Below are 17472 nucleotides of genomic sequence, written 5' to 3'. Positions count from 1 at the left end.
TTCTTGCGTTTTCTTGATGCTTTTTTCCTATACATACGTTATGTCTATTTAAGCGTTTAATCGATACTCTTATCGATAATTGCCCGCAGTACCTTTTCCCTTAACTCAATCGAATCAACGTTATTTTTTCGTTCATAACCTTGAACCAGAATATCGCAAAGATAAAGCTGAGAGATTTTTCCAGCTAAAGACGCCCCGTTCAGAAACTCTTCAATTGCTGTTTGTAAAACAAAATCGGCGGTTCGTCCAATTGGCGATTGAAGATAATTCGTAATTGCCAAAATTTTGGCACCATTTTTTTTCGCAATTTTCATTGAATCATACGTATCTTTTGTTTTCCCTGACAGTGAAAAAACAATTACTGTGTCTCCTTCATCCAATAGTGAAGCAACCTGTGCTTGAATATGCGGATCTACTACTGCATGCGCCTTTACACCAACTCTTAGAAACATAGTAGCTAAATCTAAACTAGTCGTTCCACTTGATCCCACTCCAAATATATAAATGTTGTTTGACTGGCTAATCAGTTGAAGCGCATCGGCTAATGTTTCCTCGTTAAGTAATGATTCTGTTGCATTCAATGCCTCTTTTACTCCAACTGCGATTTCAGTAAAATATTTTGCTTCTTTCGGTAGCTCTTGTTTCTGGCTAAAGTCTTCTTTCGCAATTTCGATTTTCAAATCAGAAAAACCAGAAAAACCTAATTTTTGACAAAAACGAATAATTGTTGCATCGCCAACTTTTGTTTTTGCCTTGATGTCACTCATTGTATTATAAATAACTGATTTCCCAGAATCCAAAATATAGTCAGCTACTTTTTTTTCAGATTTTGTTAAAAATGGATAGTGCTCGCGAATCAAATAGGTATACTTCATGACTTCTCCTTCACTACAACGTATTCGCTTCATTATACTCCAAAACAAAAAAATTCTCCAAAATTCTCCAATTAAGGCTTTACATGATTGTAAGCGGATGCTACACTATGTTCGGAGTTATTATCCAAAAATAAAACAAAAAACGGAGAATTGAGGAGAATGAAAAAACAAACATTTTTAGATGCCATTTCTGGCGGGTTGATTGTTTCTTGTCAGGCTTTACCTGGCGAAGTATTTTACAGCGAAACTGGCGGAATAATGCCTTTATTTGCTTTGGCTGCTCAAAAAGCAGGAGCTGTTGGTATTCGTGCAAATTCTGTTCGTGATATTTTGGAAATCAAAGAACAAGTTGACTTGCCGATGATTGGTATCATCAAACGTGATTATTTACCTGAAGAACCTTTTATTACTGCAACCATGCGCGAAGTTGACGAGCTTGTTGCAACCGGTGTGGAAGTTATTGCTCTTGATTGTACTTTACGAAAACGTCACGATGGCTTAAAAATCAATGACTTTATTGTTCAAATTAAAGATAAGTATCCCAATCAACTATTGATGGCGGACATCGCCACATTTGCAGAAGGTGTCAATGCTGCTAAGGCAGGAGTTGACTTTATTGGGACAACATTGAGTGGCTACACAGCAGACAGTAAACACCAAAACGAGCCAGATATTGAGCTTATCAAACAATTGGTTGATGCAAATCTATGTGTTATCGCAGAAGGAAAGATCCACACACCTGAACAAGCAAAAAAAATCAAAGACTTAGGTGTTGCTGGACTTGTTGTTGGTGGTGCAATTACGCGACCGCAAGAAATTGCACAGCGTTTTGTTGATGGATTAAACTAGGAGGAATCACTATGTTCAAAAAATTTTCACAGCTTGGTCGTGCTTTCATGCTCCCGATTGCTATCTTACCTGTCGCTGGTCTTCTTCTTGGACTGGGTGGCGCGCTAACAAATGAAAGCGCCATAAATGCCTACCCACTTTTAGCACAACCATGGCTACACACGATTTTGAGTATTATGAGTGTTGCTGGTAATGCTGTTTTTGCAAATCTAGCGTTGATTTTTGCGATTGGTATCGCAGTTGGCTTGGCAAATGGCGATAAAGGAACTGCTGGATTAGCTGGCGGTGTTGCCTATCTCGTGTATACAGCAACAATTAGTGGCTTTCTGGAACTTTTTTCTCCAGAGGGTGCCTCTTTGGATACTGGAGTTGTTGGTTCAATTGCCATTGGTGGCACGGTCGCCTTTTTGCATAATCGTTATCGAAAAATCGAATTACCACAGTTTCTTGGTTTTTTTGGTGGCTCTCGTTTTATTCCCATCGTTTCTAGTTTAGCTGCAATTCTTATCGGTTCATTTTTTTATTTGATCTGGCCGCCAATTCAAAACGGCTTAGTCATTGCTGGAGAGCAAATTGCACAAATGGGTAGTTTGGGTACATTTTTATATGGCTTTTTACTTCGTCTGACTGGTGCAGTTGGTTTGCACCACACGATTTATCCACTGTTCTGGTATACTTCGTTGGGCGGAACAGAAACAGTTGCTGGTTCAACGATTTCAGGTGCACAAAATATTTTCTTTGCTCAGTTAGCCGATTCTAGCCACACAGGTCTATTCACTTACGGAACCCGTTTCTTCGCAGGAAGATTTGCTACGATGATGTTCGGTTTACCTGCTGCATGTTATGCAATGTATCGCGCGATTCCCAAACAAAACCGTAAGAAGAATGGTGGTTTGTATTTTAGTGGTGCGTTGACCTCTTTTTTAACTGGGATTACTGAACCTATTGAATATATGTTTTTATTTGTAGCTCCATGGCTATATGTCATTCACGCATTTTTAGATGGGCTCTCTTTTTATTTCGCTGATATTTTAAACATTCGAATTGGTAATTCATTTTCTGGAGGCCTCATTGACTTCTTATTATTTGGTGTTTTACAAGGAAACGACAAAACAAATTGGTTGAAATTACTACCTTTTGGTCTTGCTTGGGCAGTTATCTATTATGTTGTCTTTTCATTTTGTATCAAAAAATTCAAAGTGGCGATTCCAGGTATGGAGTTAGCTACAGATGAAACTCCGAACGAATTTGAAAAGGAAAACAAAAAGAAACCAACTACTTTACATGACGAGTCACTAACCATCATTACTGCACTCGGAAGCCAAGAAAATATTGAATCAGTCGAAGCTTGTGCTACTCGTCTGCGTGTTTCTGTCACCGACGGACAACTGGTCAATAAACAAGCTATCCAAGAATTAGGCGCTACAGCTGTTTTTGAAGTTAAAGGTGGCATCCAAGCCGTTTTTGGTGGTAAGGCAGATCTTTTGAGTCAGGAAATCAACCAAATTTTAAATAAAGATAGTTAGCAGTTTGCTACTTATTGATTGCATAAAAAAGAAGCTCAGTTGTCCCACACTAGACAACTGAGCTTTTTCATTCTTTCATTTACTAAATACTTATAAAAACAACTCTTTTTTCGCCAAAAAATTTCTAGCTTGCAACAAATCATGAAACTGAAAATCTGCGGGTGCTGGACGTTCTCGTAAACGTGAAAGATCTTTTTTCAGTGGATAGCGCCCTTTTCTAACTGGTAGATCCGTGATATCATCTTCAACTAGAACAGAAAGAATTCCTGCACGACGCGCTGCTTCGATCCCAACTCTTGAATCTTCAAAAACAAGCGCATGTGCTGGATCAACACCAGCTTTTTGACTGGCTTTTAAGAAAATCTCTGGATTTGGTTTCCCAGCTTCGACTTCATCCCCCGCCAATAGTACATCAAAATAGTCAGTAAGTCCTTCCATCTCTAAATAAGTTAAGACTTTTTCTCGGTTTGAAGACGAGGCAACAGCGATTTTAACCCCTTGTTCTTTGGCGAAATCTAATAATGGAACCAAACCATATTTTTTATGAACTGTTTTTTCTTTCGCCAATAGTTCATTTTTGAACACGTTCATTGAGTCACGCCATTCATTATAAGGTACCTCCTCGCCATAGAGTTCTTTCATCCCTAAACGAATATCTGGATCCGTTTTTCCTGTTAAATAATAATAAACATTATGATTCAATTCATAATCATGTTTTTCTGCAGAATTGAAATAGCCTCGATAACTAAGACGACCTGTATCAAACATTAGTCCATCCATATCAAAAATAAATAATTCGATTTTATTCATAATAGCCTCCAATAACTTGAGTTGGTTCATTCTACCTCAAAAGGGAAAGAAAAGACAGCAGTAAGCGATTAAGGAACCCTCTAACGAAAAGAAAAATCAGAGGATTCACAGCTTTTTCTACAATTATTTGCTCATTTCAGAACGTTGTTTTTTCTTTGCTTTTTCTTTGCTTTTTCTCGCCTAACTAGTAGTCATTTCCGTCAAAAGGGCGGGCAAAACGCCTGTTCGTTTTGTCCCACCCTCTTTTTTACCCGTTTGATACATTCACAACTTTATCTGCTTGCCGTGAAAGATTGTTCTTTGATTGTTTCTATTAATTCGTTCAAGTGCTGACTGGCAGTTACTCCGTCATCTTGCTTCAAACTTGCTTCTGAAAGAATAAATGACCCACCAACTGCTACTACTTGAGAATGGTTCAAATAGTCGAGAACATTGGTTTCATCAATGCCACCCGTTGGCAAAAATTTCACGTCATAAAATGGTCCACTCAAGGCCTTGATTGCCTTTAGCCCGCCATAGATATCTGCTGGGAAAAATTTAACCATATGAATACCATAATCCACCGCTTGCTGAATTTCACTGGATGTTGCCGTTCCAGGAAAAACGGGAATACCTTGAGCTAAACTATATTCGATGACTTCAGGAATCACAGCTGGTGACACAATAAATTTTGCGCCATTTTTAACTGCTGCCTTTGCCTGTGCCAACGTTCGCACAGTGCCCGCACCCACCAACAATTTTCCAGATCTTGCTAATTGTTTGATGGTCGCTTCTGCCAATTCACTACGAAACGTGACTTCAACTAACGGTAACTGATTTGCTAACAGAATTTCTTCCAATCGATCCAGATAGTCAAGATCCGTTGCAGTATAAAGAGGCAATAGCTTTGCTTCTTCGATTTTTTGATAAACTTCGTTTTGAATTGTCTGCATTTTCAAGCTCGCTCCCTCACAAAACGTGATCTATTTTTTGGCTTTTGTGATTGCTTCGTGTAATCCTTGCATATAGGTAATCCCCATTGCGCGGTCATATAAACCATAGCCTGGCATCGCCACTTCTCCCCAAATCGTTCGACCATGGTCAGGACGAATCACACCATCAAAACCAACGTCCACTAATGCTTGCATCAGCGCATACATATCAAGTGAACCTTCTGTTGATAAATGTGCTGTTTCCTTGAACTTTCTTTCACCCATAAAGCCAACATTTCTAAAGTGGACAAAGTTAATTCGTTCTCCAACTTCATGAATGATTTCAACCAAATCGTTGGCTGGATCTGCTCCCAAGGAACCTGTGCATAACGTAATTCCATTGTAAGGAGAATCAACAATTGATAAAATTCGTTTTAAGTCTGCCAGATTCTTTGTAATGCGTGGGAAGCCAAAGATCTCCCATGGTGGATCATCCGGATGGATAGCCATTTTCACATCCATTTCCTCACAAACTGGAATAATTTTTTGCAGGAAATAGGAAAGATTTTCAAATAAAACTTCTTCCGTCACACCTTCATAAGTTTCCACCAACCGATTGAATTTATCTAGGCGTTCTTTCTCCCAGCCGGGCAAACGAAATCCTTTTGATTGGCTATGGATCAATGTATACATTTCACTTGGCTGCATGTTGTCAACTACTGACTGATCATAGACTAACGAAAAGCTGCCATCTTCATTTTCATAAAACAAATTGGTCTTTGCCCAACCAAAAATTGGCTTAAAGCTATAACAAATCAAATGCACGCCACACTTCGACAAATTTTTGATTGTCTGGATATAGTTATCAATGTAATGATCTCTATCGGCTGTTCCTGCTTTAATTGCATCATGGATGGCCACACTTTCAATTCCTAATAATTCTAGATTTCCAGCTTCAACAGAATCTTTTAATTCCTGAATTTCGTCAACTTCCCAGATATCACCAGGTAACTTGTCTAACAAAGTCCCTACAATTCCATTGATGCCCGGAATTTGACCTACATTTTCCAGCGGAATCGAGTCTCCTTGACCATACCATCTAAATCCCCACTTCATCTTGGCTTACGCCTCCTTTAAAAGTCATCTTCTTCATCATTTTCTTCAGTCATTGATGTATGCCATGCTTGTAAACTATCTTCTCCCTGTGCAAGGATTGCCGGAGCAACTTGTTCTAAAGGCGTTTCAATTAATTGATGATTGATCGTTTCCAATAACATTGGTAAGTTGACACCGCCAATAACATACACTTGTTCTTGAAGTGCTGGTTCTAATTGACTAACAGCTAATACTGACTGATTGTAGGGACTAGCACTTACCAAGTCTGTTAATACAATGACACCATTTTCTTGATTGACTTCATGGATTGCTTTCCCGATTTTTTCACCTAAAAGTTGTACATCATCCGCTTGGTTCAAGCGAACGGTTGCTGTATTATTCGTTGCCCCAATGATTACCGTTGCAGCATCTTTTAATCCTTCACTCAACGTACCATGTGTTGCAATCACAATTCCTAACATGATGCTTCCTCCTCGACAGACAGTTTTGGTTCATTTCTTTTGAAAAAAGTCATAACTTTTACGATATTTTCCATATTAAGTTCTTTTTGATCGAGTACTTCTCGACTTAGATAAAAGCCAGTTGTCTCTGCTTGATTTTCACCACTAAACAAATACATCGGCTGTTTTTCTAACAATTGTTCGGACACAACTTCAATGCCTGCTTTTTTAGCAGCTTCACTTGTTTTTTTAGGCGTACCCAGTACTCTCAATGGTGCCTTCGCCCCAACACTATCCAACAAGTACACTTCACAATTTCTTTTGGTTACACTTTGTAGTACCGTAACTCCTTGCTCACCAAAGCATCCTTCATCAAGCAGTGCATAAGCTGTTTTTTCATCGGGTTCTTCCATCATTGCTAGTAGCGTCAAGATCGATGACGTATTCCGAACAAGATTTTTACGATTCGACAATCCTTGAGTCACCTTGCCTAAAAAATAAAAGTAACTAGCAAAGACAGCTATTACGAGCCATGTACTAAAAGTAGTCACATCAAAAACCAATGCATGCTTCATTAAGTAAACGATCGTCGCCATTAAGCCAATAAAAATCAGGCTGACTGTGCCTAATAAAATAAATTTGGTCGTAGCCTTCGCTTGTTCTTTTCGTTGAAACAAAGTGTACGCCCCCACATGTCTAGGTGGTGTGTCATAATACGTGCAAACCACTCGCTCGGCATTTTCGACATCGCCAATGTAGATATTTCTGGAAGAGGTTCTTTTCTGTTGGTTATATTCAATTACTTGTACGTCTTCTCGCATCGGCAAAATATCTGCAATAACAGCTGAGATAAATCTTGTTTTTTGTTTGTGTGTACGCCGTAAGCGATAGACATATTGGTAACGAAACAACCAATCTTGAAAGCGTTCCTTTTTTTGCATCGTACTCCCCACCTATCCTTGTTCGTTTATTTGGGGAGTCTGGTAATCAATCCCAGACTCCATTTGCTTATCCTTATGCGTGATTTTACAAATCAAATTTGCTTAAAATGTCTTTTAAAGTTGATTTTGGCGCAGATGGCGTTGCTTGGAAATAAATATTTTCAACCCCATAGTCTTCGTTCAATTCTTTTAATTTTTGCGCATCTTCTTTATTTAAATAAACTGATTTTGTTACTAATAAATCTTTTTCTGGATCTTTTTGAGCAATCCCGCCAATATTTAATTCTTTCATTGGTATACCATGTTTGACTAAGTCATAGATCACACTCACTGTTTTGGCAATCAAGATGCAGTTATACTCTTTAAACTCATATTCATCCCAATAAAATTTTGCTTTATCGCTTGTGATGACAATCGTTTTTTGCCCCGTACGACTTCCCGCGTTTTTATAAAGATCACGCATGAATTTATCTTTTGCGACAACATCATCCACTACAAAAATGGAATTAACTCCGCTCTTTTGTGACAAAGTCACCATTACTTGACCATGGATTAAACGTTCATCTACACGTGCTAAGTTTACTTTTCCCATCAAAAACACTTCCTTTAATTTTTATAAAATTCCAATACCTGCTAAGACAATCAAAATCAATGTTAACCAGAGCAACGCTTGAGTTACTTTTAGTCCCTTTTTGTTATAGAACCAGTAAACACCCATCACGACTGCTAACGGCAACAACCCTGGAACAATTTGGTCCAAAATATCTTGAATGACGAAATCTTTACCCGAAATAACAAACTTCAAGGTTGACTCTACTTTGACATAATTACCTGCTAAAACACCCATCATGAATAGCCCTAAAACAGATAATGTTTCAATTGCTGTTTGAATGCCGGTGCTTTGCATCAAACCAGTGGCATTTCGTCCCATTGCAAAAGCTTGTCTTGCAAAGAACACCCCTAAAATCGCTTGATACGTGGCAAAACAGATGAATGGGAACAACGCGCCTAACGCACTACCTTGTTGTGCCCATGGAACTGCGATTGCAATAAAGATATATTGAACAGTTCCTGAGTCAATCGCATCCCCAATTCCTGCTAAAGCCCCCATCAAACCAGCTTTTGTGTTGTACATCAAATCATCTTGCATCAAAACTTCACTGTCAGTATATTCTTCTTCTGCACGTTGTTGTTCCATTGAAGACATTAACCCAGTGATTACACCACCACCCCAACTTAATTGGGTATTGAAGAACAACAACTGACGTTTATAAGCAGCTCTTCTAGCATCATCATCTTTATACAATTTTTTCAAAATCGGCATCATTCCATAAAGTAAGGATGGTGCCAAATAGCGTTCAAATGAGTGCGGAATTTCATTAGCGAAATGCCAACGTAAATAGGCTTTCGTCACATCTTTTTTGGTAATCTCTTCTGGTGCTTGACTGTTTACTTGTGTTTTTTCAATTGCTTCTGTCATCATTCTTCCTCCTTACTTTGCTTAGAATCCATCATCATAGTCATCGTCATCATCATCGAACGTTGTCGTTGCAGTACCATTACCATTGTCAGCAGCTGCTTGGACATGTTTTCCTTGTTGTGATTTCACGAAAATCAAAGCAATCAATACACCAAAGATTGCGTAAGTTACCATCGTGATTTCTAATGATTTGAAGACAACACTTAAGAAATAAGCCAAGAAGAAGAACACCATATAATCTTTTCGACCAATAACATAAACTGTTGTAGCAATCCCAATTGCCGCTAAACCACCACCAACAACTTCTAAAATATGAATCACAACCGTTCCTTCTAAAGCAGTAATCACATCGGCAATAATTGGTGCCCCCAAATAAAGTGCGATAAATACTAACGGTACGAATAACAGAAATGAAGCCAAGGTTGGATATAAGATAATTGAACGTTTGATTGCTTTGTCGTTCAAGTCTTCAACAGCTTTATCTGTATATTTCCCTAAAAATGTATTGATAAAGAAGCGCAATTGATATAAATAACTTCCTAATAATCCTACTGGAACAGCTACTGCAATTGCTGCCTCAGGTGAAAGATCTCCTAAAAGTGCTACTGGAACAGCCACCGCTGCTGCAATTGATGGTTCAGCTGGCATTGAACCTCCAGGTGAAAAGACACCCATATAAATCATTTGTAATGAAGCGGTGATAATCATTGCTTGTGCCACGTTTCCCATGATGATTCCGACAACTAACCCTGTCATCAATGGCGAGAATCGAAGTGTTAACGTTGCCCCTCCGCCAAGCCATCTTGACATGATAGCTGCAACCCATAAGGCAATCAATAAACTTTGTATGATACTTAAATTTTCCATAAGTCCTCCCCTAAACTTTCGTTCATTTTTGTTTTGACCTAACGACCTTTATCCTACGAACTGATTTTATCAACTGAATTTTATACTAAATAATAGCTCTGACTTTGAACCGCTCGTTCTGGTAAACGACCAGCAACAATTCGCTCGACATCTTCAACACATTTTTTTCCCATCTCTTCTAGGCATTCCCTTGTATATGCAGAGGTGTGTGGTGTCATTACAACATTTTCAAATGATAGATAAGGGTGATCTTTTCTTCCCGGTTCTTCTTCCAAGACATCTGTAGCAAAACCAGCGATTTTTCCTGATTTTAGCCCTGCAACCAGTGCTTCCTCATCAATCAAAGCACCCCTAGCACTATTTGACAGATAAACCTGATCTTTCATCTTTTCGATTTCAGCCGTTGAAATCATATGATAATTTTCTTCTGTAAGATTGGCACATAAACAGATAATATCTGCTGAAGCAAGTAATTCATCCAGCTCCACTTTTTTGGCACCAAAGCTTTGTAAATACAACTCTGATTTATAAGGATCATATGCCAAAACTTCGCAACGAAATCCATTTCGTAAAATCTCGACCACACAGCTTCCTGTGTTTCCAACCCCGATTACGCCAACTGTTTTGTTGAAGAGTGCCCGACCAACAAATTGTGCACGATCTTCCCAGTGATCCTTTTTCACACTAGAATCTGCTTCAACTGTGCATCTTAAAATAGCTAACAGATTTGTGATATTGTTTTCGGCTACGGCATCTCGCTCAACTAATGCCGGAATGATTGAAACAATCGTTCCTTTTTCTTTTGCTGCTTCGAGGTCGATATTGTTGTACCCAATGCCGTGTCGAGAAATCAAACGTAGTTCATCTTTATACTCGAAAAATTCTTTGGTAAAAAACGGGGTAACACTGGCAATAATCACATTGTAGCCGTGCAACATTTCTGCCAGTTCTTTTCCAGGTATCTCACCATCTACAGTAAAGTGTTTGACGGTTCCTAACGCTTCTAATCGTTTTAAATGTTCAGGAAAAATTTTGCCAAAGCTACTTGAATTCACAATTGCGATTTGATACTTAGACATTTTTTTACTCCCTTCACTCTTTTTTGATTACTTCATGACCACCAAAACCATTTCGCAAAGCAGAAACAACTTTTGCAGAAAAACTGTCTTCTTCCTGTGACAGATTTCTCATGAATAAACTCATCGCAATCACCGGAACAGGGACATTCATTGCTAATGCTGTTTCTACCGTCCATTTTGCCTCACCAGAAGCTGCTACGATTCCACGATAATCTGCCAATTCAGGACTTTGGCGAAATTGTTCTTCTGCGATTTCCATTAACCACCCTCGAATAACGGAACCGTGATTCCAAACACGAGCTACATCTGCTAGATCGAAATCATAATCACTTTGTTCCACTAATTGAAAGCCTTCGCCGATTGCCTGCATCATGCCATATTCAATCCCGTTGTGAACCATTTTCAAAAAGTGACCGCTCCCAGCTGGCCCAGCATATAGGTAACCGTTTTCAATTGCAAGATCTTTAAATAATTGCTCAATAGATAAAAAGATTTCTTGGTTTCCACCAATCATCAAACACGCATTGTTACGCGCACCTGAAATACCACCCGAAGTTCCACAATCAAAATAATAAATGCCACGTTCTTCAAAAATTGCTGCGCGCCGAACTGAATCTTGATAATTTGAGTTTCCACCTTCAATCACAATGTCCTGCGGTGCTAAAAGTGGCAATAATTGCTCTAATACTCGATCAGTTGGGCTGCCTGCGGGTAACATCAACCAAATAATTTTTTGCTCTAGCTTGTCTTCTTGATAAGAAGCTAGTAAGTCTTCGACTGTTTGAAAGGCTTCGATCCCTTCATGACTTGCAATATTTAACGTCTCTTCAGCTAAATCTGTCCCCTTTATTTCATAGCCACGCTCTTTCAAATTGATTGCTAAGTTCATTCCCATCTTACCTAATCCAACAAAACTCACTTTCATGATAGCGCCTCCATTTCTATATCCTCATTATACAAAAAAATATTTTTTTGTAAACATAAAAAATAAAAATTTTTTCGTTTGATTTTTTTATTGAAACATTATATCCTTTATTTAGAGAGTAAAGGGGGAACACATATGTCTGTATCCATTCGCTTACAAATAAGAACCATGTACAATGATTTCAGTCCGAAAGAGCAAGCCATTGCAGATTATGTTCTAGAAAATTCAAGTAAAGTAGCCCACAGTTCCATTAGCGATTTAGCGAATGAGCTTGGAATCGCTGACTCCACTTTTTTTCAATTTACGAAAAAACTTGGTTACAATGGATTCAAAGATTTCAAAATGGCAATGCTCATTCAAGAAAATGATTTTTCTGCGATTGCCATCCACGAAAACATTGATCAAAATGATACGGAATTAACCATGGCACAAAAAGTTTTTGACTCCAACATCACAACTTTGAATGATACACAAAGGTTATTGCGACAAGAAGATTTAAAGCAAGCGGTTGATCTGATCAACACTTCTGATCGGCTCTTTTTCTTTGGTGTAGGTGGATCTGAAATCGTTGCAACCGATGCTTATCACAAATTTTTACGCTCACCAATCTCAGTTTTTCATAGTACGGATTACCATATTCAATTGATGGAGGCTTCTCTTTTAACACCCACTGATTGTGCAATCTTGATTTCTCATACAGGTAAATCAAAAGAAACCATTCGTTTAGCAGAAACCGTCAAAGCCACCGGGGCAAAAGCAATCGTCGTCACAAGTCAGGCAAATTCTCCTTTGGCTAAGTTGGGTGACGTGGTCTTTATTTCCATTGCAGAAGAAACCGAATTTCGTTCTGAAGCTTTAGCTTCGCGAATTTCTCAACTAAGCATTATGGACTCGCTTTATGTCATTTTAATGTTTTATAATCAAGAAAAAGCACGTGATTCAATTTCCAAAGTTCGCCGAGTAATTGCTCGCAGCAAACAATAAAAAATCCACCAACCATTAGCCCAGATTACTAATGGTTGGTGGATTTTTTATTTGTTCTGAAAGTAAATTGTTTATTGATGGTTTATTGGTGGCATCAAAAGGAGAAAGACAGTACACACGTGTCAAATCAGAGGCATCTGTGTTCTCTACTTATTTTTGTCTAGGTAAGAAACTACCTAGCACTATCCCACAAAAAAACAGGCAACTAAGTTTCCCCATACCATACTTCAGTAGTCAGCCTGCTTTATTGAATTATTTTTACTTAATCAATCACTTGTTTCACCTTGAACTCTTTTGTCTGTTCCGATTTTTCTTCTTGGCTCGCTAATTCAAACAATATATGTTCTCCACTTGATTCATCTTCGACAATGACCAATTTTCCCAGTGGCTGACGTTGGTCTTTCACGATTTGTGCTTCACGAATCAATTCTTTTGGGTCACGTTTTGCTGCTAATGCATTTCCTAAATTAAAAAAAACTGTTTCTTCTATCATAATCCCTCCCATTTCCACCGATATTTTGCTTTTTATGAAAACTTGAAATCTTTACGCGTTGGAACCTGCCTGTTGAAACTTCTATAGTTTTATTATACCATGTGTCAGAAAAACAATGTATTTTGGGCACACTGATTCATTTATAAAAAATAACTTGATTATAAAAATAGAAAAAAAGTAGAGCCAAACATTCACACGTTTTGCTCCACTCTTCTCTTCATCCTTAAATTTCAATCAGCATACCGTCATAAGCTGTCAACATTTGGTGCTCATCTGCTAATTCTTTCATTTCTTGATGTGTCAAACCTCCATTGTGAGAAAAATGACTAAGAACATAGGTCGTCTTTTCATCACATAACCCTCGTTCGGACAACGATTGAATCAGTCGTAAATTTTCTCCTAAATTCATGTGAATACCACCAACATACGTCATGTTTTGTCCTGTACAATCCAATGAGATCGCATCTAGTTTTAATTGATTTTCTTCTAAATAATCCAGAACTTCATCGGTTGGAAATCCTGTATCATGTGTATAAAACAAGCGTTTCCCATCACGTTCAATCACATAAATGAAACAATCTCCATTTTTTTGACCATGAACAGCTGGTAGTGTATGAACTTGATACTCACCAATTTGATACTTTTCAAATGGCGCTAATTCTTGAAACTCGATTCGTTCAGGTTCAATCATTTTTTCTAATTCAAATGCACGATCAAAGAAGCGATGAACAGTTGCATTACCATAAACGGTCAGTTTTTTATCCAAATCATTCGCATACGAGCTCATTCGAAAAGCCAAATCTTCTGCATATAAATGATCGCTGTGCCAATGTGTAATCAATAAATGTTCAATCTCATTGAAATTCAGCTGATGTTCCCGTAAATGAAAATAGCTATCTCCAGGAAAATCAATTAATAACTCACCATCATCTATTAAGGTTTGTGTCTGAGTTCGTAAGTCTTTTCCACCATGTTCTCGTGCATAACGACAAATACGACAGTTACAAAAAATCCCGGGAACTCTTTCCGCTGCCGCCGTGCCTAAATAATGAATTTTCATGTTGTTTCCTCCTACCAATAAGTTGCCCAGCTTCGATACAAACGTGTCAGTGCCTCAAAATAAAAATAGTCCCCCCATGTAGTACATTCGTTAACTCCTGTCCCACCTGGCTTAGAGTATACGCCTTGAACTAGTAAACCATTTGATTCAGGATGACTTTTTGTCGTGTAATTCATCAGATTAACCATGATTTCCTGCGCAGCCTCTTCATATTTTTGGCGTCGTGAATCCGTTAACGGTAAGTTTTTTGCCAACTCCAACAAACCACAAACAGTAATTGCTGATGCAGACGTATCTCTTTCTTCCTCACCATCCATAAAAAACAGATCCCAATAAGCAATTTTATCTTCCGGCAAGTGGGCTAAGTAATAATCTGCTAAATAACAAGAAGACTCTAGTAACGTTGCATCACCTGTATGAGTAAAACTGATTGGAAATCCATAGATTCCCCACGCTTGACCTCTTGCCCAACAGGAATCGTCTGCGTAGCCTTGCGCTGTCGCGCCAAAACGAGGGTTTCCTGTCTCAATATCCATATAATACGTATGAAAAGTCGAATAATCCTCACGAATCAAATATTTTTGTGCCAATTTCACATGATTTTTAGCTGCTTCTCGATAACGTGGGTCGCCTGTTTCATTTGAAGCAAAATACAGTAAAGGCAAATTCATATTGCAGTCAATAATCATTCGACCTTGTTGCTCTTTATCAGAAAGCTCCCCCCATGCTTGGAAAATCTTCGCTGTTTCGTTATAACGTCGCATTAAAACATCCGCGGCTTGGAGCGCCATTTTTCGTGAAGAACCTGTGTTATTTTCACGATAGTCGGCAACTGCTGCCAAGGAGTATAAAAAACCAATATCATGGTGGTTCAAAACAATTTCTTCATCTAGTCGTTGTTGAAATACTTCTAGCTGTTTGGTAATCACTTGCTGAATTCGCTTGTCTGGTCGATAGCCTTGAGCCAAATGCAGCATACCAATCCAAAAACCATCTGTCCAATCTGCGTTTTCAACAGCTGGATAACAATAGTTTTTAGAAACTGCTGCCGGAACTAGGGTTTCAAATGTTGTCAGGTTCTCAATGATTTTTTGATAAACAAATTCAAGCTCTTGTGCTACTTTTTCTTTCGTTAGCATATTGTCCTCCAATTTAATACAAAACAATTTTTTCTTGGTCAGTAGCTACAACCACTCGGCCATAATAATATTCTCCCTCAACACAATAGGCTCTTCGCCCATGGGCAGGCTCTTGATGCTGAATTAGAATGAGTTTTTGTGTGCGATCTTTCAACTGAACCTTGATTGCTTCCACTACTTCATCTGGTTGTTGTTCTGCTTCTGAATAAACGGGTAGCTTTTCAACTTTTGTAACCAGTCCTTGTGGGTTTAAAAGATAAGTTGTTGCGGCTGTTCCTTGAATATTTTTCTTTGCTCTCGCACAAGTGATTTTTCGCAATTCATTATAAGTTGGCGCACTATTTTTTTCGTAACATTCCCAGCGTGCTTCTTTTGCTAAACATGAAATCTCGTAGCCTAATTCTGGGAAGATTAACATACTTTGCTTTTGTTGAACTGTTGATGAATCAAAGTGAAAAAAGGTTTCAATTTCATGATTTCCGCGACAAATATAGCTGTCACTAACAAAGCTGAATCCCTCCGGAAAATGAATCACTTTACGATCGACGTACACTGGATCAGCTAATGTAAAATAACCCAAATGTCCACCTTCAAAAAACTGGATGCCTGACTTTTCGGTAGCTTTTTGATTGATTGGTGTCGCCACTTTGACACTGTCCCACGCATCTGTATGCTGATTAAAGTTTTCTTTATCAACCACGATGGTATTATGCGCTGTTGCTTCTTTGAAAACCAGTCGGTGCTTACTTAATTCGTAGCTGTATCGACCTGAATCAATCAAGATATCTTTTCCTTGATAGGCTAAGTCAATATGGAGTAAATCATCATGTCCATGCCCGCCCCCCAGAGGTCCGCATTTAAACAAATGATACGTCAGTGGGCTTTTTGCAATCATGATTCCTGCTTGCTCAAAATGATGAAAGGCTTCTTTCAATAACAAGCAATCGGTAATTGGAAATTGACCTCTTCCTAAAGAAGTTTTTGCAAAAAAGGTTAAGTCTGCTTGATTTTTTTTCACTGGTTCTTCTGAATTGGTTAAAATAACTTCTGCATATTGCAATAAGCCCGTCATATCTTCTTGATCGCTATCGCCATACATTGGTTGCTGACCATTTGGTTTCACAAACAAGCTTGCTGCTCTTGCCAATTGTTTCGCATAGTCAACCATTTTTTCTGGTACGTCAGTTGCTGTCCTTTGAGCGAGTTGTAAAATTTCCAATAAACAAAGCAAAACTTCATTGTGATACATAAAAGATTGTTCTCGTTGCATACCATCTGCTTCCACTTGTAAAGCGAATGAATGCGTTAAGTAAAAGAGACTTTCTGCTTGCCATAAATCTGCCTTCTCGAAATTGGGAAAAGCTAGACTTAAACTATACAACCCTGCAATTTCTAAAACCTGCCAGTTGCTCTGCCCTCGTTCAATTGATAAATTTTCGTAGAGATACGTTCCTTGAATCTCAAGAGCTGTTTCTACTTTTTGCTTCAATTCGTCCGAAAAAAGTGGCAAGAAGCGATTCATTTCAACTAGCTTCAACCAATTGACTACACGTAGCCCAACATCAATGGTTCGCCAGCTAGACTGTTTTGTTAGTTGATTTAGCGGATTATGTTGAAGAAACGCGTGTAAAAAACGTTCAAGATATTCTTGGTACTCTGGCTCTTCAGTTAATAAATAGGCCAATCCTACATCAACTAAAAAGCGATGACGATGTAACATATAGAGCCATTCCAAATCACCATTTGGACTAGTTGACCACTCAATGTCTGCTACTTGCCAGAAAACAGGCTCGTGGGTTCTTTCCATGTCCCATGCGTTATCAAAAAGATATTCCCCAGAAACAAACCGTTGACTCCTCGCAAGCAGTTCTTGACACTCTTTTTCGTTATTTTTTAGCAACTCTTCTTTAAATTCAAACAGCTCTTCTTGACTTGTGCAATTGAAAAAACCTTTAAAATTTTGCTCCATGTCACTGA

At 38.5% G+C, this 17472-nt stretch carries 18 protein-coding genes; 3 read left to right on the top strand and 15 right to left on the bottom strand.

All coding sequences use genetic code 11. From position 1 onward, the window contains the following. Positions 1–56: 56 nt before the first annotated feature. Positions 57–875, bottom strand: a complete 819-nt coding sequence (locus AB3I20_RS05905; protein ID WP_067482704.1) for a MurR/RpiR family transcriptional regulator — start codon at positions 873–875, stop codon at positions 57–59. 159 nt (positions 876–1034) lie between these two features. On the opposite strand from AB3I20_RS05905, the gene AB3I20_RS05900 reads away from it, so the two are divergent. After that, positions 1035–1724, top strand: a complete 690-nt coding sequence (locus AB3I20_RS05900) for an N-acetylmannosamine-6-phosphate 2-epimerase (RefSeq protein WP_067482706.1) — start codon at positions 1035–1037, stop codon at positions 1722–1724. Between the two features lie 11 nt (positions 1725–1735). Next, the gene (locus tag AB3I20_RS05895; protein ID WP_067482708.1) at positions 1736–3250 is read left to right on the top strand and encodes a PTS transporter subunit EIIC; all 1515 of its coding nucleotides are present in this window, start codon (positions 1736–1738) and stop codon (positions 3248–3250) included. 90 nt (positions 3251–3340) lie between these two features. On the opposite strand, the gene AB3I20_RS05890 is transcribed toward AB3I20_RS05895, so the two are convergent. The 10 genes from AB3I20_RS05890 to gnd form a co-directional block, all read right to left on the bottom strand. Further along, positions 3341–4060, bottom strand: coding sequence for an HAD family phosphatase (locus AB3I20_RS05890; RefSeq protein WP_071869165.1), 720 nt, complete (start codon positions 4058–4060; stop codon positions 3341–3343). Between the two features lie 272 nt (positions 4061–4332). After that, a complete protein-coding gene (locus tag AB3I20_RS05885; RefSeq protein WP_368027081.1) occupies positions 4333–4992 on the bottom strand; it encodes a bifunctional 4-hydroxy-2-oxoglutarate aldolase/2-dehydro-3-deoxy-phosphogluconate aldolase in 660 nt (219 codons plus the stop codon). Between the two features lie 30 nt (positions 4993–5022). Continuing rightward, entirely contained in the window at positions 5023–6087 is a 1065-nt protein-coding gene (uxuA, locus tag AB3I20_RS05880) for a mannonate dehydratase (RefSeq protein ID WP_071869167.1), read from the bottom strand. 17 nt (positions 6088–6104) lie between these two features. Continuing rightward, positions 6105–6548 (bottom strand): PTS sugar transporter subunit IIA, encoded by a 444-nt coding sequence (locus AB3I20_RS05875; RefSeq protein WP_067482716.1) that lies wholly within the window; start codon positions 6546–6548, stop codon positions 6105–6107. Next, positions 6542–7468, bottom strand: a complete 927-nt coding sequence (locus AB3I20_RS05870; protein WP_067482718.1) for a hypothetical protein — start codon at positions 7466–7468, stop codon at positions 6542–6544. The genes AB3I20_RS05875 and AB3I20_RS05870 overlap by 7 nt, the downstream gene beginning before the upstream one ends. An 85-nt stretch (positions 7469–7553) precedes the next feature. Then, entirely contained in the window at positions 7554–8060 is a 507-nt protein-coding gene (locus AB3I20_RS05865; protein ID WP_067482720.1) for a PTS sugar transporter subunit IIB, read from the bottom strand. Positions 8061–8081: 21 nt separating this feature from the next. Further along, entirely contained in the window at positions 8082–8948 is an 867-nt protein-coding gene (locus AB3I20_RS05860; RefSeq protein ID WP_067482722.1) for a PTS system mannose/fructose/sorbose family transporter subunit IID, read from the bottom strand. A 21-nt stretch (positions 8949–8969) separates the two neighbouring features. Beyond that, positions 8970–9815 carry a PTS sugar transporter subunit IIC gene (locus tag AB3I20_RS05855; RefSeq protein ID WP_067482724.1) on the bottom strand — a complete coding sequence of 282 codons (846 nt, stop codon included), beginning with the start codon at positions 9813–9815 and terminating at the stop codon, positions 8970–8972. Positions 9816–9895: 80 nt separating this feature from the next. Beyond that, positions 9896–10894: a D-isomer specific 2-hydroxyacid dehydrogenase family protein gene (locus tag AB3I20_RS05850; protein ID WP_095803810.1), complete on the bottom strand. Its 999-nt coding sequence runs from the start codon at positions 10892–10894 to the stop codon at positions 9896–9898. Between the two features lie 13 nt (positions 10895–10907). Then, positions 10908–11819: a phosphogluconate dehydrogenase (NAD(+)-dependent, decarboxylating) gene (gene gnd, locus AB3I20_RS05845; RefSeq protein WP_067482728.1), complete on the bottom strand. Its 912-nt coding sequence runs from the start codon at positions 11817–11819 to the stop codon at positions 10908–10910. A gap of 135 nt (positions 11820–11954) precedes the next feature. Here gnd and AB3I20_RS05840 point away from each other — a divergent pair, with 135 nt between their 5' ends. After that, positions 11955–12803 (top strand): MurR/RpiR family transcriptional regulator, encoded by an 849-nt coding sequence (locus tag AB3I20_RS05840; RefSeq protein WP_067482730.1) that lies wholly within the window; start codon positions 11955–11957, stop codon positions 12801–12803. Between the two features lie 262 nt (positions 12804–13065). Here the strand turns inward: AB3I20_RS05840 and AB3I20_RS05835 are convergent, their stop codons facing one another. From AB3I20_RS05835 to AB3I20_RS05820, 4 genes are all read right to left on the bottom strand, one after another. After that, positions 13066–13293 (bottom strand): hypothetical protein, encoded by a 228-nt coding sequence (locus AB3I20_RS05835; RefSeq protein ID WP_067482731.1) that lies wholly within the window; start codon positions 13291–13293, stop codon positions 13066–13068. A 226-nt stretch (positions 13294–13519) separates the two neighbouring features. After that, the gene (locus AB3I20_RS05830) at positions 13520–14356 is read right to left on the bottom strand and encodes an MBL fold metallo-hydrolase (RefSeq protein WP_067482733.1); all 837 of its coding nucleotides are present in this window, start codon (positions 14354–14356) and stop codon (positions 13520–13522) included. 11 nt (positions 14357–14367) lie between these two features. After that, a complete protein-coding gene (locus AB3I20_RS05825) occupies positions 14368–15495 on the bottom strand; it encodes a glycoside hydrolase family 88 protein (protein ID WP_368027080.1) in 1128 nt (375 codons plus the stop codon). Positions 15496–15508: 13 nt separating this feature from the next. After that, entirely contained in the window at positions 15509–17464 is a 1956-nt protein-coding gene (locus tag AB3I20_RS05820) for an alginate lyase family protein (protein ID WP_368027079.1), read from the bottom strand. Positions 17465–17472: the final 8 nt, after the last annotated feature.

The sequence above is a fragment of the Enterococcus sp. C50 genome, assembly GCF_040887505.1.
Taxonomy (GTDB): Bacteria; Bacillota; Bacilli; order Lactobacillales; family Enterococcaceae; genus Enterococcus_B; species Enterococcus_B thailandicus.
Note: the sequence above shows the minus strand (reverse complement) of the source record. Positions and strands in the feature narration are given on the sequence as shown.